Below are 18,643 nucleotides of genomic sequence, written 5' to 3' on the forward strand. Positions count from 1 at the left end.
GTGCTCCGCCCGCATGAGCACGCCCTCATGGAGAAGGTGGTGTTCAGCCCGGACGGGCGGACGCTGGCCGGCGGCGGCTCTCGGGGCAAGGACGCCAGGATCTGGTTCTGGGATCTGAGAGGCCGGTCGCGGACCGGTCACCCGCTCAGTCCGCCTGGGCGCGCCGTGCACGCGGTGGCGTACAGCCCCGACGGACGCCTGCTGCTGGCCGGCGGGGTCCAGGGCGACGGCGATACCTCCTCGGGCGCGGTGTGGAGCTGGGACGCCGCCTCCCACGATCGCATCGGCGACCCGCTGCTCAGGACCGGTCCGGTGTCGCTGGCGGACATGACGCTGAGCCCGGACGGCCACGTCCTGGCCGCGAGCGGCGCCACTCGCGGCACGGTGAACCTTTGGAACGCGGCGACCGGCGAACAACTCGGCACCCTGACCGCCGATTCGCCGGACGCGCAGACCTCGCTCGCCTTCGCCCCTGACGGCCGCACCTTGGCCGTCGGCGCGGGCAGCGAGCAGGACGGCATGATCGGCCAGAACATCGGCGGCACCGTCCGCCTGTGGGACATCGGCCTCCAGCGCAGGATCAGGACGTACCCGGGTTTCGGTGCCGTGGTCTCGCCGGCGTTCGGGGCGGACGGCCGTACCCTGGCGGTGACCAGGGATTCCACCGTCGACGGCGAGATCACGGTATGGGACACGGCCCGCCGCCGCAGGATCGGCGAGCGACTGGCCGGCATCCCGGGCTGGCCGCGTTCCCTGGCGGTGAGCCCGGACGGCCGGCTCTTCGCCACCGGCTCCGCGAACGTCAACCGCTGGAACGCCGACACCCGGCTGAGCTCGGGCGTCGACGCCACCGTCGAGGACGGCGGCACCGTGCGGGTGTGGCGCGCGAACCCTTGGAAGGAGGAGGCGACCTTCACCGACCCGAGGGGCGCGGTGAACGCGGTCGCCTTCAGCCCCGACGGCACCCTGCTGGCGGCCGGCAGCGGCGGCGAGTCCGCCTCCCGGGGCACTTTACGCGTCTGGGACCTGGGCTCCCGTAAGGAGATCCTGTCCTTCAACGAGCCGACCGGCCCGGTCAAGGCGGTCGCGTTCAGCCCGGACTGCAGGCTCATGGCCGGCGGCAGCGGCAACGTGTCCGACAGCGGCGGCACAGTACGCGTCTGGGACGTGCGCTCCGGCAAGAGCCTGGCGTCCTTCTCCAACCCGTCCGGCTCGGTCACCTCGCTCGCCTGCAGCCCCGACGGCCGTACGCTGGCCACCGGCAGCCGCGGCGACGGCGCCACCGGCTCCGTACGGCTGTGGGACGTCGCCACGGGAAAACAGGTGGGCACGCCCTTGGCCGACGGCATCGCCCCGGTCACCTCGGTCGCGTTCAGCCCCGATGGCGACCTCCTGGCCGCCGGCAGCGCAAACACCGGCTCCGTACGGCAATGGCACGTGGCCACCCGCCAGCAGATCGCCTACCTCCCGTTCGCGGACGGCTGGGTGTCCTCGGTCGCGTTCAGCCCGGCCGGGGACATGCTCGCCGCCGGCGGCGACACGGTACGCCTCTGGCGGACGGCCGCGCCGCAGGATCCGGTCGCCGCCGTGTGCGCGCTTCCCGGCCCCTCGCTGGCGCGGGCCGAATGGCAGCAGTACGTCCCAGAGGCGGAGTTCCGCCCGGTCTGCCCCTGCCCCCCGGCGGGCCGGGCGGCTTGGCGACAAGATGACCGGCCGCGGGCGGAGGCTTGGCCATGCGTGCCGACCAGCCGGGAGCTGTGTCAGCCGGCAGGGAAGGTAGGGCAGCAAGCCTGATCGCTCCCGTCGACAAACCCGCGGCCTTGGCCAGGTCGGCCTGCCGCATGCCCCGCCCTGTCATGGCCCCCCGCAGCCGGGCGGTGAGCTCGGCGCGAGCGCCAGATGGCCCTATCTGCTTGCCCACGCCCACCGAGCCCCTCTCGGCCTCGCGGTTCATCGTGGTTCAGATCACTCCCTTGAACACTGTCCGAGCGTGCATCTGAAGGTGAAGTACCGCCGGATCCTCCGGCCGAGGCGACCGACAGCGAAGGAGCGTTCGTCATGCTCGACCCTGCCCACCTCCACCTGTTCGCCCTCCTCGCGGCTCCGGCCGTAGTGGGTGTGCTGGCGCGGCTGCTGCGCCGGCCTCGCGGCGGCATGACGGACATCGCTCGCGTCCTGCTCGATCTCGTCAGCCTGCGCATGGTGCTGCGCGATGCCGGCCCCGACCAGAGAGCGACGCTGCTCAACGCGCACCGCGCCTGGCGTGCTACCGCCGCCGTTCACCCAGAGGCAACCATGCGCCCTGCCCGGCAAAGGACCTCGAGGCGGCGTTGATTCCGCCAGAAGGGGGCAGCCCACATAAGCCCAAAGCCCACATTGGGATGATCTTGAAGCGGAGATCGGCAAACGTTCACGCTGGTTGAGATCGAATGCTGCCACGGATAATGCCCTATTATCTGGGGCATCGTTGATCGCGACCTACGGCGACGGTTCCGGGCCGCTATGCGAAGCGGCCCTGTCATCTGTGGCAAGGGGGAAGCGGTGGCCACCGTCGCGCGGCTGCCCATCGGGAAGGCGCTCACCGTCCGCGGCGCCGCGGACGCCTTCCCCGACGCGCTCGGCAACCCGAACACGGTGCGGAACTACACGATCGGGGTCGGCAAGACCGCCGAACGGGTCGGCGAGGGCCGGCCGCTCGGGCAGGTCGCGGACGACGAGATCGGCGAGGCCCTCGAAGCGCTGTGGGGCTCGACGGCGGTGAACACCTGGAGCGCCCGCCGAGCGGCGGTGCTGTCCTGGCTCGCCTGGTGTGCCGAGCGTGGCTTCGACGGCCCGGAGGTGCCGGCCTGGGCCAAGCGCTTGACCCCGCCGGACTCCGAGACGCCGGCGCGCTCGAAGATGGCGATCGACCGACTGATCGCCCGCCGCGAGGTGCACCTGCGGGAGAAGCGCTTTTACCGGATGCTGTACGAGACCGTGGCGCGGGCGGAGGAGATCCTGCCGCTGAATATCGAGGACCTGGACTTCGCCGGCCGCCGCGCGCTGGTGAAGGCCAAAGGCGCGCAGTCCAAGGCCCGCCGGCGCGGCCAGGCCCGCGAGGATTTCGTGCTGAAGCCGGTGTACTGGGACGCCGGCACCGGCCTGCTCGCACCCGGCGACACACGCCGAGGCGGCGGCACGTAACCGAGCCGGCCGACCCGTCGATCCTGATCATCTCGACCGTCCCGAAACCACCGAGCCCTGGAGTTGACATGGCTGACATGATCGTGACCGACCCCGTCACCCGCGACGTTCTCGCGACCTTTGAAGGCGTGCGATCCCGGCTGTTCCGGCGCTTGGAGGGCTTGACCGACGCCGAGTATCACTGGGAGCCGGTCGGCGACTGCATCGGCATCCGCCCCGGCGACGACGGCCTCTTCCGCGTCGCCACGCTCTTTCCGGAATCGAGTCCGGACGCGCCGGACCCCGTCACGACGATCGCCTGGCGCATCTGGCACATCGGCAACCTCTGCCTGCGAGGCTACGTGATCTACTGCTTCGAGGACGTCCCCGAGCTCGGCGACCGCCACGAGTGGCCGGGCACCGCGAAGGATGGCGTCCAGGCGCTCGCCGAGGACTGGGAGCACTTCATCTCCCGTATCGCAGCCCTCGGCGACGAGCGCCTGTTGGCGCCGATAGGCATGGGCCCCGGTGGTTGGGCCGATGAGACGTATCTGAAGCTCGCGCTGCACGCTCTGAAAGAGGTCACACATCACGGCGGCGAGATCGGCTTGCTGCGCGACCTGTACCTGCGCGAAGGCGTCTGATTTCGGCGGTGGGCGACCTTGTCCGGGCCCCGGCGCTGACCGTTCAGGGGGATTTCCACGTGGCAGGGCCGGCCGAGGGAGGGCTTGTCTGCGGTGGGTGAAATCACGTTCTTGCAAGATCTTCGTGCAGGGGTGAGCAGGAGTCAGGAAAGCTTTTCAGCTGGCCCGGCCCAAGGTCACGGTGCGGGTTCCGGGTGTGAAGTCGCCGAAGGACTGTTGCCAGGACTCACCGGGCCAGTAGTACGTCACAAGGCCCTCGGCGGGCCGGTAGTGGGCGGTGTAGAGCGTTACCGTCCCCTGCTCGTCGACGGATCGGTACAGCGGCGGCTTGAGCATCGCCGCCACGTCCGCGCCCGCGGCGCGGACGGCTCGCAGCCGCTCCTGCGTCCGCATGGCCCGCTCCTGCTCGTCGGTCACCGGCAGGTGCTGGTGATTGGAGGCGCAGGCGTCCGGTGCCACCGTCGGCGGCATGTCCGGTCCCACGAACACCGTCATCGCCTTCTTCGGATCGACAAGGGTGAGGTTCTGGGGGACGGCGACCGGCAGGGACCGCAGCCTGTCGACCGCCTCATCGACGGTGTCGCACGTCTCCAGCAGGTAGCGCACGAGGATGAGAATGGCGAAGCCACGTCCGTAGACAGAACGTCCGCCCCAGGTGAGCGAGATCGCGAGACCGGCGTCGTTCATCCCGTCCAGCAAGCCCCACAGCATGTCCTGCATCCCGATGACGGGGCGCAGGAAGCAGGAGGAGACGATGGTCCCCTCGCACTGATCGGGCCGCAGGTCATAGTTGCGCAGCAGAGTGCCGTTCTGGCCGATCTGGGTGCAGGAGTGGGAGAACGGCCGCAGTGCCGCGTGGGTGAGGAAGACTTCCGCCTCGGGCCGGTCGAGTTGGCCGGCCAGGCGGTCCAGAACCGGGACCAGTTCCGGCAGGTGCGCACGGAACAGCGCCCCAACACGATCCGCGCCCTCCGGAGTCCGGCCCTCCGCGGTCAGCAGGCCCTTCATGTCCTGCCACAGGGCCCGGACGTGGGCGGCCCACCGCTCGTCGCCGCCGTCGCCGACCTCGATCGCCTGGAAGGTCTTGTGCTGTTGCCGCATGGCTGCCACTTTCCCTGTGAGAAGCGGACGAGGTGAGGGCAACCTAGCTAATTGTGCGGGTAATTCACCAGGTGGCCATCGGCGACGGCCAGGCGCTGGATCTGATGGAGCCGCTGAACGCGAGCGTGGCCGATTCCAAGTAGGCGAACATGTCCCGCGTTGGAGAAGCCGGGAGGTACGGAGTGTTCGAGATCGGACATCATGGGCGGGTGCTGCGCTATGTACTGTTGCGCGACGCTCTTCGGAACCTCAGTCTTGGGCCCTCGGCGGGATGTCGTGCGGTGAATCATCTGGGCCTCACGGGATCGGATCCGCTGCAAGGATGACGGCCGTGCGCCGCTACGAGACGAGTATGTACGACAGCAACCGCTGGGACGGCTTCGAACTCCGCCCCGGCGACATCATCATCAGCACCCCGCCAAAGTGCGGGACGACGTGGACGCAGATGATCTGCGCCCTGCTCATACTGCAGGAACCGGAGCTCCCGCTCCCGTTGGACACACTCTCGCCGTGGATCGACATGGTGACTCGCGCCCGCACAGACGTGTTCGCGGACCTGGAAGCCCAGACGCACCGCCGGTTCATCAAGACCCACACGCCGCTCGACGGGATACCCAGCGATCCGACGGTCACGTACATCTGCGTCGGTCGCGACCCGCGCGACGTGGGGCTGTCGATCGACCGCCATATCGACAACACCGACATCGGCGCGTTCCTCGGCCAACGCGAACGGGCGGCCGCGATCGACGGTATCGAGCTCGGACCATTGCGGCCACCGCGGCCGCGCCCCGACGGCGAGCGGGACCGCTTCTGGCAGTGGGTCGACGACGAGACGCCATCGACGCAGGTCGGGTCGTCACTGCGGCGCACTGTAGAGCACCTGCAGACGTTCCGGGACGCCGGCGACGATCTCGACATCGTGTACTTGCACTACGACGACCTCAAGGCCGACCTGGAGGGGCAGATGCGGCAGATGGCTGCGCGCCTCGGCATCGACGTCGATGAGCACCGATGGCCCCGCCTGGTCCAGGCGGCGACGTTCGAGTCGATGCGTAGCAGGGCCGACACGACCGTCCCCGCCGGCGGTCCGGAGCACTGGATCGATCCCGCCGCGTTCTTCAGTCGCGGTACGAGCGGCCAGTGGCGCGACCTTCTCGACGACGCCGACCTCGCCCGGTATGCCGCGCGCGTGCGGGCGCTCGCGTCCGACGATCTCATCGAGTGGGTGCATCGCGAGGCGATCGACTGAGATCCCCGTCCCGCGGCATCCCCGCACTACCCAAAGCTGATCGTCAGCGCCGCCCGCCGCCCATAACCGCCGATCCGCGCTCGGGACCAACATCAGGGGTCTGCGCCTCTACCAACGCCGGATTCGGCGATCGGGGGCAGCGTGGCAGCGCGTCGGCTAGCGAATCTGGTCACCCTGTGTGATGGTCGTAGCGCCTTCCTCCTTGCCGCCAGCGGCCGGATCCGGATCGCCGCCGACACTGCGCCGCCGCCCCGCCCCTCCTCGGTGCGAATGACCTCGGGCCGGTGAGTGCGGTCAGCTCTCACGAACAACGGACCCGACTCCAGGCCCAAGATCGCGGTCGAAACTGGCAAGCAAACGCGGTCCGTTGTGGCGAACATAATCAGTGCGTCTTCAAGAGGCACGGAATCGCCAACAGCAGGCGCGCGGCCTCCATGGTTACACCGGCGCCGCCGCATCCGCTTCTCCACCTGGAGCAGCTCCGCCACCCGCACAAACCGAGATTGCCGAGCAGTTCGACCGCGCGCGGGACCAACCGACATATGAGGCATCGCCGAGGCTTAGTCACATCACGGCTGGTTCCGCGAGGCTCGTGCGTCTCCACCAGCGCGGGCGGCGGCGCTCTGGTCCATCGCCGCGAGCTCGTGGGGCGCCAGGTCGCGGGAGCGGACCGTTGCCACACGTGGCGTCGTGCCGTCGTCGACGAGAACGAGGGCCATACCGGCCACGTCAGCCTGCCCTCTCAGGATCGTGATCTGCTCATCCGTCAGGTTGGTCGCGTTCGTGACGAGCCTGACGCCTTCAGGCGAAGCATCTGCGCCGCCACTGTGCTGCAAGAGGGCCCGAAGCGTTCGATGAAGGCGAACCGGGCCCGCCCCGACAAGCCGTTGCGGTCGGCCGGGTCATGTGCGAACTCCAGCGCCCGCCACTGCGAGGCCGGGCGCGGATCGAAGTCACCACGCGCTCCACGCTGCTGGTGCTCGTGCTCCGCTGCCTGGTCCAAGCTGTAGATCACGGCCAGGGTGCCTTGGTGCCGGTCGTTGAGTTCGGTCCAGGCGGCCAGCGCTTTGGCCGCGGCCGTGGGCCGGGATGAGGGGTTCGTGCCGGTCATCGCGTGCCTCCGATGACGCCTGCCGTGAGGTGGGTGAGGTCATGCAGGACGGTGCCGGCGGGGTCGCCGAACAGCGGGCCGGGGGTGGCCAGCATCGCGTCTATGGCGGCGGTGCGGGTCCCGGCGTGGGCCACGGCCCGGCCGTCGGGGGTGAATGCCTGCCAGCGCGTGCCGGCGCGGCCGATGGTGGTCCGGCGGACCCTGCCCAGGACGGCCTGGTCGCCGTAGTCGTCGACCACGACCTGGTAGCCGCCGTCATGACGAGGCGGGTTGAGTGCGGCCGCGGCCGGCTGTGCCTGGGTGAAGGGACAGATCGGCCGCTCATTCTCCGAGCGCGCCTTGGCGCGGCGGACAGCGCGGGCGGCCGCGGGCAGCGCGGGCAGCGGCGCCGGCGCGTACAGCGCCGCGAACAGCGCCATGATGGTCTGCACCTTGCTGGTGCCGGCCGGCCCCTCGATCGGGCCCCGATGGGTGCAGGCGACATAGCGGCCGGCCCGGTTCTTCTGCAGCCAGCCGACGCAGCGGCCCCGCACGATGACGTCCTCCCGACCGAGGACGCGGCCTCGCAGCAGCGACCAGGACGCCAGCGAGTCTGGATTCAGCTCCAGCAGCCGGCCCAGGTGGTCGCGCACGCCCTCGGTGCTCACCGTTGTGCGCAGCCCGTCGGCGAGGGCCTGCGCCAGGTCGCCCTCGACCAGGTGGGTAGCCCCCGCGTCGCCGTGGACGCGCCAGGTCGCGCCGTCGTGGTCGGCCCACCCGGCCCGCTGCCCGTCCACGATGATCAGATGCGTGTCACGGTGCAGCCGCTCCAACGTCACCGCCGCGCCAGGCCGTTCACCTGCCAGCAGGACACGCAACAGCTCGCCAGGCCCGCCCCGACCTGCCGCCTGGCCGGTGCCGGCGGTGGCGGCGGGGGACTGGCCTTCACGTTCAGGCATGCGGGGGAGACGGTCGGCCAAGCGATCGGCCACAGCTGTGGGGGTCGGCACCCTGGGGGGTGTATGCCGGTCGTTGGCCAGCGCCTCCAGCACCGGCCAGGCCGCCCGAGACGCCTCGCTCAGGTTCCGTCGCCGCGCTAGTCCGCCAGATCGGCCAGGAGGCCGGACAGCGTCTTCACGCCGCCCTCTTCCTCGTCAGAGGTGAACTTCTCCGGCTCGGCGAGATCGGCGGGGGTAGCCATAACCCGGGCTGCCCCGGCGGCCCCCGGGGCGGCATCTGCGTTCGGTGTCTCGAGTGCGGGTGCCTGCTTGGCTTCGGTCAGGGTCTTGTGGACGACGCCGACGGAGACGTTGACTGCGGCGGCGATGGTGGGGATGGATTCACCGCGTTCGCGGCGGGCCAAGATGGCAGCGCGCTTGTCGGCGTCGACCACGGGCCGGCGGCCACCGACCCGACCGCGGCGGCGCGCCGCCTGCAGGCCGTCCTTGGTGTTGCGGGCATGGTTGCGGCGTCGATCCTGTGCCAGGGCCGGAGCCAGGAGCAGGGAGCGCTCGGTGTGCTCGCCGGCGGCGACGCCCTCCACCACCTTGACGCCGACGCCGCGCTGGAACAACTCGCTGGCCCTGTACGGCCTGGACTGAGCCGCGCGGTGTAGAGGAGTTGCGTGCAATGGAGTCCCTCACCGTCCAAGAGCACGTTCCGCAGCGGGAGGAGCGCTCCGGGCACGCGAGGCTGGACGAGCTCACCGGAGTCAGGGGTTCGGACGGTCTCAGGGGCGCAGGGCGTACACGTTGCCGCCGCCGCCGGTGTAAAGGAGACCGTTGGCGTGGATGAGGGCGTTCCCGACGATGGCGCCCTCATCCGGCGCGTCGCCGGTGTTCATGTGCCATCTGCGCGCGCCGGTGGCACCGTCCAGAGCGTGGACGATGCCACCGGCCGTTGAGACGTACACGACGCCGTCGTGTACGGCGGGGCCCACGACGATGACGCCGCCCACCGGCGTGTACCACCGTTCCGCGCCGGTGGCGGCGTCAAGGGCGCTGACGATGCCGACGGAGGTGACCACGTAGAGGCGGCCCTGGCCGACCGTCAGGCCGAGGTCCGGGTCGGCGTCACCGATCGGGGCGGTCCATCGTTTCCTGCCGGTACGGGCGTCCAGCGCGTGCACTTCGTGGTCGGCGGTACTGACGTAGACGGCGGCGCCGGAAGGCAGCAGGGCGGAGACAAGAGCTCCGCCGAAGCGGGCGCTCCAGCGTTGCGCGCCGGTGGCGGCGTCCAGGGCGCGGATCCGGCCGTCGGCGCCCGCGACGTAGACCACCTTCCCGGCCGAGGCCACCTGGATGTCGGCCCGGTCGTCGGCTCCCGGCCGCACGCTCCACCGCAGGTGTCCGGTGAAGACGTCCAGCGCGTACACGGTGGCCGAGCCGGTCACGTAGACGATGTCGCCGGAGCGTTCGAAACGGGACCGGTCGCAGCTGTCCGCGGTGCGGAACCGCCACAGTCGCCGGCTGGTGGCGGCGTCCAGGGCGACGGTCTCGTCTCCGGCACAGACGATGATGCGCCCCCGCGTCGCCCGGAAGTGATTCCCCAGCTCCTGCGACTGGTACCGCCACCGCGGGCGGCCGGTGCGGGTGTCCAGGGCGTACAGAGCGAATGGGTCCTGGGCGTACACCAGATCTCCGGCGAACCGCAGCGGCCCGGACACGTGGTCGCTGATCGCCCGGCTCCACCGAGGGTGGCCCGAGAAGGCGTCCACGGCGTAGACCCGGCCGCCGCCGGCGGCGTAGACGGTGTCGCCGCGTACCGTCGGCGCGCCCTGCAGACGGCCGTCGGCGGGGAAGCTCCAGCGCAGTTGCGGGAGGGGAGCGGAGACGGGGCGGGCAAGCCGGTAGCGGGCCAGCAATTCGTCCCTGACCAGCGAGGCCAGCAGCCGCAGGGCCGAACGTGATGTGGAGGTGAGGCGGATGATGACCGGGCCGGCGCTGACGAGCGCCTCGGGCGCGTCGTTGCTCCCGATGGCGGTGGGGTAGAGGTAGTCGAGCAGGTACGGATCATGCGTGGTCACGTCGTAGGCCCAGTGCTCCTTGAGGCCGGCTGTCTCGATCGCGTAGATCCGCCGCGCCTTGGCGCTGGAGGAGGAGACCCACACCACGTCCAAGGAGATGACGGGGGCGTCGTCGGTGGGCGGGATCCAGTCGCACGAGGGGGGATGCGGCAGGCGCGTGCCAAAAAGGCGCGGCTTGGCGGGGCTCGGGGTGTAGCCGTCGGCGATGGGGCGCAGGTCGGCGGCGTTCAGCAGGCCGCACGCGTCCGGCCAGGCCTCCGGCGGGACACCGTCGAAGAGCTCGCGCCCCGTCGGGATTCCCCGGACCAGGGTGTAGGCGGCGACGCGACCCGCGGCCTCTACGAAGGCCGTGCCGGGCGCGGTTCCCACGAGCCGGGCGAAGGGCATGTCGAGTGGCAGTGAGTGCAGGCGTCCCGTGCGCAGGTCGAGGGAGGTGAGGAACACGGGCAGCGGTCGCGTGGACCGCCCGTAGCTGAGCTCGGGGTCCCCGTCGTCGTCCGTCATCGTCCGAGCGTCATCCAGACGTAGCGGCTCGCTCCACCGACCGCTCCCCGCGGAGCCGACGGCACGCGGCGCCTCGCGCGGGGTGGGCAGCCGGCGCCCGTCCGGCGCGTAGAACGTGCCGTCGACCTCGGCGTATCCGTCCCGGCTGACGGTGACGGCGAGGTCTGCGCCGCGCCCCCCTTCAGGAACCGGAAAGTCCCTGATGGGCGACGGCATCGTACTGCTCCACCTGACCCGCAGCGTGGACGGAACCACGGACGACAGCCGCACCCGGTTGCCCCCGCAGTGGTCGAGCAGCAGCAGCGACCGTGCTCCGGCGGCGGCGGTCAGGTCGCAGTTCCGCTGGTGAACCGTCCTGGCCGCGACGGCGCCCGAGCGAGGGTCCAGGGACAGCAGGGTCAGGGGCTCGGAACGTCGTTCGGCGATCACGACGCCGCGGTCCGTCACCATGATCCGCGGCCCGAAGTAGTGTCGGGGACTGTCGTCGGACTCCTGGTCGAAGGCAAGGTCACGCCGCCACAAGGTCGCGCCTGTGGCCGCGTCGAAGGCCTGCAGTCCCTTCTCGCCGTCGAACAACTCACCGGTGAGCACGACGACGGTGCCGGAAGTCACCCACACCCCGGCGATCTCGGCGCCGGACAGACGCTGGGTGCGCACGAGCCTGCCGGTGCGGGCGTCGTGGACGCGTACCGCGTTCTCGCCGTCCACGATGGCCAGCACGTCCGTGGAGGCGCCGCTGACCGGAACGTCGAAGTCCCAGTACGGGTCCGCGGGTTGATCGGTGGGGGCGGGCACCGACCACGCCATCCGCCACTGGACGGGGACCGGCCTGCCGCCTGCGGCGTCCGCGGCCACGCCGAGCAGGAGCGCCGTCATCGTCAGGAGGGCGGCGGCGGCCCGCGCGATCAACACTTTCCCGGTGCCGTACAGGCCGGCCCGGAGGGCTCCGGCACCCAGAAGTCGCCTCCCGACTGCTGATAGACGGTGCGGTAGGTGTCGGCACGGCCCGTCAGCCGGAACGGCGTACCGCCCGGCCCGTTGATCACGATTTCTTCGGAGCGGTCACCGGCCAGCACCGTGGCCACCAGGTCGAACTCGTAGTACGCCTTCACGCCGGCGATCGACAGGACGAGCGTGACCATCTCATCGCGCTTCAGGTCGATCTGCTTCTTCGAGAAATACGCCGTGCCCGGGTCCTTCTTCAGAGCGAAACGCACTGGCCGCCGGTCGAGGTCGGCGACGAGTTCCACCGTGCCGGGCTGCCCGGCGGTGCCCGGCACCAGGAGGGCGCCGTCGGAGGGGGCAGCGCGGGTGAGCACCCGCGGTTTGACGTCGATGATGCGCAGGCTGCTGCGGTTGGCCTTCAGCACCACGGTGGCCGTCATGTCCTCGATCGTGGCGACGTGATGGCGGGCCAGCATGGCGGCCCTTTCGCTGCTGTTCGTCGCCTTGCCCCGCAGGATCGCCCGGTCGCGGGGCTCGGTCACCGGCTCCCTGAGCGCGAGCGCGCGCTCGTCGAACTGGACCTCCACGTGCCCGACCGACAACGGGGGCTTGCCGCCGATCTCCTGGACGGCGTCGGACCCGCTCGCGGTGTACCAGGCGGTGAACACCACGCCGATCGCCGCGATGAGCACGGCGCTGGTGACTCCGGCCACCCATGTGCGCGCGGCCTTCCATCCCCCGGGCCCGGGCTTCGGCCCTGGCTCCGGCTCCGGCGGTTCGATGCCCCTGTCCCGGCTTCTGACCTTCCTGCCCCTACGCGCTCTGGCCATGACCATCTTCCGATGACTGTCAAGCGGGTGGACTTGACCGTGCATCTACGAGTATGCCGCCCGTGTCCACCGTTCACCGGCAAAGGCGACAATTCTTAGCCAGGCGCCGGCTGGCCGTGGTGACCGTACGGGGGAGAGCAGTGCCGGTACGGCCTCAAGCTGTTCGCCCTTCTTGACCCGGATCTGCGGGCCGGGGGCGCGGCCGTTGAAGGTCAGCGCGTCGATGCGGCCGGAGGCCAGCTTCACCTTGCCGTGCACGACGGTCAGGGTGACCGCCCATCGGGGGTCCCGTCCTTGGGACCGTCGCCCACAGGCCACGGCGTCGGCCCAGCGCGTACGTCAGCGATCGCCCAGTATTTCCGTGTGGAGAGCCTGCGCCGCCTCGGCGTGCTCCTTCCCCGCCACCGGGTCGGCGTCGCCGAGGAGCTCACCGAGGACGACATGAGCGTGCGCGGCACCGAGGCGATGGCCGGTCATCAGATGATCGTCCAGGGCGCGGAGCGCGTAGTCGCGGGCCTGCTTCCCGAGTTCCTGCGAGGCCATGCAGCGGGCCAGCAGGAGGTTCGCCTGCCCCTGGAGCACACGGAACCGGTTGTGCCGGGCCAGCGTCAGCGCCTCCTGGGCGAGCGCCGTCGCCTCGGTGAGGTGATCGCCGGCGTGATGCGCGGCAGCCAGTCCCATGGAGCTCTCGCAGGTCAGGTAGGGAGCTCCGATGCCATCGGCGATGTTCAGCGCCTCCTGGTGGAGGGCGACGGCCAGCATGGGATCGCCGTTGTGCGTGGCCAGCGTGGCCAGGCCGTTCAGGGCAGCTCGGCGAACCGGTGGGCGTCGACGTCCGACGGTTCGACGGCCAAGGCGTATCCCTGCTGCGCCCGCCCGGTGATCGTTTCCGGCCCCAAGGCCCGGCGCAGTTGCGAGACGTACTGATAGACGTTGTGGAGGGCCGAAGACGGGGCCGCCTCGCCCCACAGCGCCTCCACCAGGGTGCCCGCCTGGACCGCTCGCCCCGGACTGCACAACAGCACCGCCAGCAGAAGCCGCTGCTTGGGCGGACCCAGCCGAACGGCCTCGTCGTCGGCGTGCGCCGAGACAGGTCCCAGCACCCCGAACCTCATCGCGACCCCCGGGTACGGACTCGGCAGCCATGATGCCAGCACCACCATACGCCATCAAGAGAATCTATACGCCCGTCTGTAGGGCGAATATGGGTTTCCTCTACAGGCCCCCGCGAACCTGGAACAGAACCGCCGGCCCGGCGACAGACAACCCCCAAAAAAGGGAACGCAGCCAGCGCGTCCAGAGGAAACAGCTGATGAGCGGAAATGCTGCCGGAACGTCATGTCGAGAAGAATTCTCACGATTCCCGGCAACGCATTTCCGGTCGAAGTCGCAGCGCTTCCGGGCGCCTCCGGCATCGCCGTCCGGCGATATCCGCCGCAACAACCTCCCACCGGAAGGACATGCCTCGATGAACGTTTCAGGGACCGCTCTCAGGACGGCCGTGCTGTCAGCGGCCATGGTCGTGCTCACCTCCGCCGCCGGCCTCGGCGCCGCCCAGGCCGCGACCGCCGCGCCGCCCTCCGCGTGCCCGGCCGTGACCAACCCGAAGGATGCCACCAACACCGTGACCAGGAAGCAGCGCACCATGCCGAACGGCCAGACCCTGGAGCTGCGCTCCGGCAACGTCAACGGCAAGCAGTACGCATGGGCGCGCATCCTGAACTCCAACGACGGCGACGCCATCTGGGTCGACTGCTCGATCGACAGCGGCACCAACTGGCGGCAGTGCGACCTGCGTACGATCAGCGGCGGCAGGAACTACGGCGACGGCCTGCTGACCAGCTCCAGCTTCACGGTCTGCATGCGCGCCGGAGGCCGGCCGAAGGGGGCCACCAGCTCCTACCTGACCGACTGGTGGTGCTAGCTGGATACCCGTCAGTAAGCGAGCTCTTCGCGCAAGAACGTCAGAGCTTGTTCGCAATGTGCGACGACGGTGCCGCGCTGGCCGGACTGAATCCAGGCGACAACCGCCACGCGGATCGTCCCGGTGACGGCGTGGGTGATGACACGCGCGCGGAGCTCGGCCTCGGGTGTCCGAGGCGCTCCGGCCAGCAGGGCTTCGACAACCTGCTCCTGGTCGCGCCACACCAACTGGTGGATGCGAGCTTGAAGTGCCGGTGTGGCGTCGAGCAGGTGATATGCGCCGCGCGCGCGTTCGGGGCGGCGGGCGGCCAGTGCAGTGATCATCGATCGCGCCACGAGGTCCACGTCTGTTTCGTGAGGGCGGCGCTCGGCGAGCGCCGCCCTCATCGCGGTCTCCACCTCAGGATCGACCACGAGAACGTCTTCTTTGGCGGGAAAGTAGCGGTAGAAGGTCCGCGGCGACACGTCGGCCGCCGCCGCGATCTCCTCCACCGGTACGGCGTCGTACCCCTTCTCCTCGAACAGCTGCAGGGCCGCGTCGATGATCGCGTTCTGAGTACGCCTCTTTCGGCGCTCTCGCAGGTTGGACTCGGCATCACGGGCTGTCACGGTCGAGACCGTAGCACGGTCTGACAGATCTGCCAAATGACAGGGTTGCCATAGTGGCATATCTGTCACTAGTGTCCGCATGCGGCGATCGCCGGCACACGACCAAGCGGAAGGAAGACGGCCATGAGCCTCGAAGACGTCATCAATCACTACTGGGAGGCGTACAACGGCCACGATGTGGATGCTCACCGTCCCGCCGGCGTTGGCCGACGGGCCTGATGCCGGCCCAACGCGTGGCCGACCGTACAGGTTGGATATGGCCGCGTTCTTCTCCTTCAGCCGGGAAGGTCTGATCACGCGGGTGCGCTCATATTGGGACACCGGGGCGTTCGCCGAGCAGATCGGCATCGACGTCGCCGTCATTCGCTCCATGCAGTCTCGGGCTCGAACGCTTGCGTGAGGAGGCGAAGGCCAAGTCACCGGAGCGAACCTAGACGCCGCTCTGGCGTGAGCGGTCGGCGCCGTCGTCGCCGGCCTGTCCGGTTGTTGCGTCGGCTTGGTCGTGGGCCTCTTGGTCTATGTGCTGCAGCGGGTATCGGCTAGAGGCGTGTCGCGGTGCGGACGAGGTCGGCGACGGCTTTGGATCTGCTGTGCGGCGGCCAGGCGATGACGGTCGTGACGGCCGGCGCGTCCGGCACGGGCACGATGGTGTGGTCGTCGCGTAGCTGGTCCCGGAGCGACTCGGGTACGACGGCGCAGGCCAGTCCGAGCGCGATCAGTTGGAACAGTTGGGTATGGTCGCGCACCTGCGGGCCGGGGCCGTCCGGATAGCTGCCATCCCGTCCAGGCCAGCGCGGCAGGGGCAGGTTCGTCTGGGCGTTGACCTCGGCCAACATCACATGCGCCCGGTTGGCGAGGGGATGCCCCTTGGGCAGGACCACGACCTGCTGTTCGGTGTGCAGATCCTCGGTGTCGAGCCCGGCTGTCGTGTCGTAAGGCCGGTGGAGCAGAGCAACGTCGGCACGTCCGGTGCGCAGCAGACTTTCCGGCTCGCCCGGCCCGCACAGCATCACCTCGACGGCCACGGCGCCCGGTTCGGCGGCGTAGGCGTGCAGAAGCTTCGACAACAGTTCCCTGGACGCTCCTGCCTTGGTAGCCAGCACCACACCGGGCTGGTCAGCCGCGGCGCGGCGGGTGCGGCGCTCGGCGGCTTCGACCGCGTCGAGCGCGAGCCGGGCCTCCCGCAGCAGCACCGATCCGGCCTCGGTCAAGGCGACGGAGCGGGCGGTGCGGTGCAGCAGAACGACTCCGAGCCGGCGTTCCAGCTGCTGGATCGCCCGCGACAGTGGTGGTTGCGCCATCGCGAGCCGTTGTGCCGCCCGCCCGAAGTGCAACTCCTCGGCTACGGCGACGAAGTATCGCAACTCCCGCGTCTCCACCGGCTCATCGTATCCAGCGCTGACCACGACCAATACCCGTGCGGTATCGCCGCTCACCTGACCGGTCTTGGACGCCCGACCCGAGTCGGCAACATGATCGACGGCATGAGTGAACGGACGATCGCGCTGGTGACCGGCGCGAACAAGGGAATCGGATACGAGATCGCCGCCGGTCTGGGCGCCCTTGGCTGGCGAATCGGTGTGGGCGCGAGGGATCAACAACGCCGTGACACCGCGGTCGAGAAGCTGCGCGCGGCCGGGACCGATGCGTTCGGCGTGCCGCTCGACGTCACCGACGACGACAGTGTCGCCGCCGCGGCCGAGCTGATCGCTGGCCATGCCGGGGGGCTCGACGTCCTGGTCAACAATGCCGCGATCACCGGCGGTATGCCACAGACACCGACCACGGTCGAGCCCGCGACCGTACGAGCCGTCGTGGAGACCAACGTGATCGGCGTCATCCGGGTCACCAACGCGATGCTGCCGATGCTGCGCGACTCGGCATCCCCGCGGATCGTCAACATGTCCAGCAGCGTCGGCTCGTTCGCCCTGCAAACCACGCCGGGCATCGACATGGGCCCGGTTCCCGTCGCCTACTTGGCCTCGAAGACCTTCCTCAACGCCCTCACCATCCAATACGTCAAGGAACTGCGCGACACCAACATCCTGATCAACTCCGGCTGCCCCGGCTTCACCGCCACCGACCTCAACGGCTTCCAAGGCGTCCGCACACCACAACAGGGCGCGGCCATCGCGATCCACCTCGCAACCCTGCCCGACGACGGGCCGACCGGCGAATTCTTCGACGACGCCGGAACGGTGCCGTGGTGACGGCCACGCCGGCACGAATCGTTCCCGTTCTCGACGTCAGCAGCGCATCGCGGGCCACAGGAGAAGCAAGGCAATGACAAAGGCAGTCAGATACGACGAGTTCGGGGGAATCGACGTGTTGCGGGTCGACGAGGTCGCCCGGCCGGTGCCCGAGAGCGGGCAGGTCCTCGTGCGGGTCAAGGCCGCGGGCGTCAACCCCGGTGATCGTCGCCGAGGTCGGCGCCGGAGTCGACCGACTCGTGGTCGGTGACGAGGTGATCGGGTTCTCCGAGCGGCGGGCAGCACAGGCCGAGCTGGTCCTGGTCGACGCCGACAACCTCACACCCAAGCCGGACGGCGTCTCATGGGAGGTGGCGGGCGGCCTGTACGTCGCCGGAGTGACTGCTTGGAGGGCGGTGCATTCCGTACAACTCGACATCGGGGAGACCGTCGTCATCTCCGCGGCAGCCGGAGGAGTCGGCTCGTTCGCCGTTCAGCTCGCCCGCCGCGCCGGAGCCACGGTCATCGGCCTGGCGAGCGAGCACAACCATGAGTGGCTGCAGAGCCACGGCGTGATCCCGGTCCAATACGGTGACGGCGTCACGGACCGGATCAAGGCTGCCGCGCCGGGCGGCATCGATGCCTTCATCGACACCTACGGCGGCGGGTACGTCGAGATGGCCCTGTCCCTCGGCGTCGCGGTCGAGCGGATCGACACCATCGCCGATTTCGCGGCAGCCGCGAGGTACGGAGTCAGGACCGAACCAGGAACCAACGCCAGGCCGGGCGCCGAGGTACTTGCCGAACTGGCCGCCCTGATCGCCGACGGACACCTCGAAGTCCCGATCGCCAACGTCTACCCGCTGACGCAGGTCCGCCAGGCCTACACCGAACTCGAACGGCGACACACTCACGGCAAGATCGTGCTCAGACCCTGACCGGCACTCAGGGAGCGCAGACCAGCTCGGCGCCTACACCTTCGTCAGGCCCGACGTCGCGCCGGATCCGCGACCTGCTCGACCTGAATGCCGCCGAGGACGACGAGATCTGACCAGCTGGCGGAACAGAGTGTGGCAACGGGGGAGCCACGAAGGAGACACCGGACTCGGCCGCAGCGACCTACGAGGGACTGCTGCGCCTGACGCGCCGGATCCACCAAGGGCTGGTGCGGTACCACGGGATATCCCGGCGGCAACTCCAGGAGGAGCGGAAGACCGTCGAAGCCGCGACCTAGGTCGCGCTGAGGACCCGCCCGACTGCTCGCCGGGCTGTCCTGCATCCGCGAGGGCTGCGCACCGTCCGGGAAGTCGACCGGCTCGGCCGCAACCTCCTGGCAGGGCTGAACGTCCTCAACGACCTGTTCCAGCAAGGC

At 69.8% G+C, this 18,643-nt stretch carries 20 protein-coding genes; 9 read left to right on the forward strand and 11 right to left on the reverse strand.

Annotated elements, in window-relative coordinates:
- The 4 genes from ACNF49_RS30800 (at position 1) to ACNF49_RS30815 (ending at position 3,806) form a co-directional block, all read left to right on the forward strand.
- The gene (locus ACNF49_RS30800; RefSeq protein WP_498703257.1) at positions 1 to 1,794 is read left to right on the forward strand and encodes a WD40 repeat domain-containing protein; all 1,794 of its coding nucleotides are present in this window, start codon (positions 1 to 3) and stop codon (positions 1,792 to 1,794) included.
- A gap of 264 nt (positions 1,795 to 2,058) precedes the next feature.
- The gene (locus tag ACNF49_RS30805) at positions 2,059 to 2,334 is read left to right on the forward strand and encodes a hypothetical protein (protein WP_357987714.1); all 276 of its coding nucleotides are present in this window, start codon (positions 2,059 to 2,061) and stop codon (positions 2,332 to 2,334) included.
- A 207-nt stretch (positions 2,335 to 2,541) separates the two neighbouring features.
- Positions 2,542 to 3,183, forward strand: a complete 642-nt coding sequence (locus ACNF49_RS30810; RefSeq protein ID WP_482939721.1) for a site-specific integrase — start codon at positions 2,542 to 2,544, stop codon at positions 3,181 to 3,183.
- Between the two features lie 68 nt (positions 3,184 to 3,251).
- Positions 3,252 to 3,806 (forward strand): DinB family protein, encoded by a 555-nt coding sequence (locus ACNF49_RS30815; RefSeq protein WP_357987718.1) that lies wholly within the window; start codon positions 3,252 to 3,254, stop codon positions 3,804 to 3,806.
- A 156-nt stretch (positions 3,807 to 3,962) separates the two neighbouring features.
- Here the strand turns inward: ACNF49_RS30815 and ACNF49_RS30820 are convergent, their stop codons facing one another.
- Positions 3,963 to 4,907, reverse strand: coding sequence for a C45 family autoproteolytic acyltransferase/hydrolase (locus ACNF49_RS30820; protein ID WP_482945609.1), 945 nt, complete (start codon positions 4,905 to 4,907; stop codon positions 3,963 to 3,965).
- A gap of 331 nt (positions 4,908 to 5,238) precedes the next feature.
- Here ACNF49_RS30820 and ACNF49_RS30825 point away from each other — a divergent pair, with 331 nt between their 5' ends.
- Entirely contained in the window at positions 5,239 to 6,156 is a 918-nt protein-coding gene (locus tag ACNF49_RS30825; protein WP_482939722.1) for a sulfotransferase domain-containing protein, read from the forward strand.
- Positions 6,157 to 6,922: 766 nt separating this feature from the next.
- Here the strand turns inward: ACNF49_RS30825 and ACNF49_RS30830 are convergent.
- From ACNF49_RS30830 to ACNF49_RS30865, 8 genes are all read right to left on the reverse strand, one after another.
- Entirely contained in the window at positions 6,923 to 7,267 is a 345-nt protein-coding gene (locus tag ACNF49_RS30830; RefSeq protein ID WP_482939723.1) for a hypothetical protein, read from the reverse strand.
- Positions 7,264 to 8,205, reverse strand: a complete 942-nt coding sequence (locus tag ACNF49_RS30835) for a hypothetical protein (protein WP_482939724.1) — start codon at positions 8,203 to 8,205, stop codon at positions 7,264 to 7,266. Before ACNF49_RS30835 ends, ACNF49_RS30830 begins: the two co-directional genes overlap by 4 nt.
- Before the next feature lie 137 nt (positions 8,206 to 8,342).
- Complete coding sequence (locus ACNF49_RS30840) at positions 8,343 to 8,819, reverse strand: hypothetical protein (RefSeq protein ID WP_482939725.1); 477 nt, start codon at positions 8,817 to 8,819, stop codon at positions 8,343 to 8,345.
- Between the two features lie 156 nt (positions 8,820 to 8,975).
- Positions 8,976 to 11,687: an outer membrane protein assembly factor BamB family protein gene (locus ACNF49_RS30845; protein WP_482939726.1), complete on the reverse strand. Its 2,712-nt coding sequence runs from the start codon at positions 11,685 to 11,687 to the stop codon at positions 8,976 to 8,978.
- Positions 11,681 to 12,433 carry a hypothetical protein gene (locus ACNF49_RS30850; protein WP_482939727.1) on the reverse strand — a complete coding sequence of 251 codons (753 nt, stop codon included), beginning with the start codon at positions 12,431 to 12,433 and terminating at the stop codon, positions 11,681 to 11,683. The genes ACNF49_RS30845 and ACNF49_RS30850 overlap by 7 nt, the downstream gene beginning before the upstream one ends.
- A gap of 162 nt (positions 12,434 to 12,595) precedes the next feature.
- Positions 12,596 to 12,808 carry a hypothetical protein gene (locus ACNF49_RS30855; protein ID WP_482939728.1) on the reverse strand — a complete coding sequence of 71 codons (213 nt, stop codon included), beginning with the start codon at positions 12,806 to 12,808 and terminating at the stop codon, positions 12,596 to 12,598.
- A gap of 81 nt (positions 12,809 to 12,889) precedes the next feature.
- Complete coding sequence (locus ACNF49_RS30860) at positions 12,890 to 13,312, reverse strand: hypothetical protein (protein WP_482939729.1); 423 nt, start codon at positions 13,310 to 13,312, stop codon at positions 12,890 to 12,892.
- Between the two features lie 38 nt (positions 13,313 to 13,350).
- The gene (locus tag ACNF49_RS30865) at positions 13,351 to 13,653 is read right to left on the reverse strand and encodes an AfsR/SARP family transcriptional regulator (RefSeq protein ID WP_482939730.1); all 303 of its coding nucleotides are present in this window, start codon (positions 13,651 to 13,653) and stop codon (positions 13,351 to 13,353) included.
- 365 nt (positions 13,654 to 14,018) lie between these two features.
- Between ACNF49_RS30865 and ACNF49_RS30870 the strand changes: the two genes are divergently transcribed.
- Positions 14,019 to 14,474 carry a hypothetical protein gene (locus ACNF49_RS30870; RefSeq protein WP_482939731.1) on the forward strand — a complete coding sequence of 152 codons (456 nt, stop codon included), beginning with the start codon at positions 14,019 to 14,021 and terminating at the stop codon, positions 14,472 to 14,474.
- Positions 14,475 to 14,485: 11 nt separating this feature from the next.
- Here ACNF49_RS30870 and ACNF49_RS30875 read toward each other — a convergent pair whose 3' ends face one another.
- Entirely contained in the window at positions 14,486 to 15,082 is a 597-nt protein-coding gene (locus tag ACNF49_RS30875; protein ID WP_482939732.1) for a TetR family transcriptional regulator, read from the reverse strand.
- 256 nt (positions 15,083 to 15,338) lie between these two features.
- Between ACNF49_RS30875 and ACNF49_RS30880 the strand changes: the two genes are divergently transcribed.
- A complete protein-coding gene (locus ACNF49_RS30880; protein ID WP_482939733.1) occupies positions 15,339 to 15,482 on the forward strand; it encodes a nuclear transport factor 2-like protein in 144 nt (47 codons plus the stop codon).
- Positions 15,483 to 15,621: 139 nt separating this feature from the next.
- On the opposite strand, the gene ACNF49_RS30885 is transcribed toward ACNF49_RS30880, so the two are convergent.
- Complete coding sequence (locus ACNF49_RS30885) at positions 15,622 to 16,518, reverse strand: LysR family transcriptional regulator (RefSeq protein WP_482939734.1); 897 nt, start codon at positions 16,516 to 16,518, stop codon at positions 15,622 to 15,624.
- A 36-nt stretch (positions 16,519 to 16,554) separates the two neighbouring features.
- Between ACNF49_RS30885 and ACNF49_RS30890 the strand changes: the two genes are divergently transcribed.
- Both ACNF49_RS30890 and ACNF49_RS30895 read left to right on the forward strand, forming a co-directional pair.
- Positions 16,555 to 17,292: an SDR family NAD(P)-dependent oxidoreductase gene (locus ACNF49_RS30890; protein ID WP_482939735.1), complete on the forward strand. Its 738-nt coding sequence runs from the start codon at positions 16,555 to 16,557 to the stop codon at positions 17,290 to 17,292.
- A gap of 200 nt (positions 17,293 to 17,492) precedes the next feature.
- Complete coding sequence (locus ACNF49_RS30895; RefSeq protein ID WP_482939736.1) at positions 17,493 to 18,209, forward strand: NADP-dependent oxidoreductase; 717 nt, start codon at positions 17,493 to 17,495, stop codon at positions 18,207 to 18,209.
- Positions 18,210 to 18,643: the final 434 nt, after the last annotated feature.

It is taken from the genome of Actinomadura sp. ATCC 39365 (assembly GCF_054392275.1).

Bases quoted from the DNA above. Each gene is read 5' to 3' on its own strand.
- ACNF49_RS30805 (WP_357987714.1), top strand. From the start codon at position 2,059: ATGCTCGACCCTGCCCACCTCCACCTGTTCGCCCTCCTCGCGGCTCCG.
- ACNF49_RS30815 (WP_357987718.1), top strand. From the start codon at position 3,252: ATGGCTGACATGATCGTGACCGACCCCGTCACCCGCGACGTTCTCGCG.
- ACNF49_RS30820 (WP_482945609.1), bottom strand. From the start codon at position 4,907: ATGCGGCAACAGCACAAGACCTTCCAGGCGATCGAGGTCGGCGACGGC.
- ACNF49_RS30830 (WP_482939723.1), bottom strand. From the start codon at position 7,267: ATGACCGGCACGAACCCCTCATCCCGGCCCACGGCCGCGGCCAAAGCG.
- ACNF49_RS30835 (WP_482939724.1), bottom strand. From the start codon at position 8,205: ATGCCTGAACGTGAAGGCCAGTCCCCCGCCGCCACCGCCGGCACCGGC.
- ACNF49_RS30860 (WP_482939729.1), bottom strand. From the start codon at position 13,312: ATGCTGGCCGTCGCCCTCCACCAGGAGGCGCTGAACATCGCCGATGGC.
- ACNF49_RS30870 (WP_482939731.1), top strand. From the start codon at position 14,019: ATGAACGTTTCAGGGACCGCTCTCAGGACGGCCGTGCTGTCAGCGGCC.
- ACNF49_RS30880 (WP_482939733.1), top strand. From the start codon at position 15,339: ATGGCCGCGTTCTTCTCCTTCAGCCGGGAAGGTCTGATCACGCGGGTG.
- ACNF49_RS30890 (WP_482939735.1), top strand. From the start codon at position 16,555: ATGATCGACGGCATGAGTGAACGGACGATCGCGCTGGTGACCGGCGCG.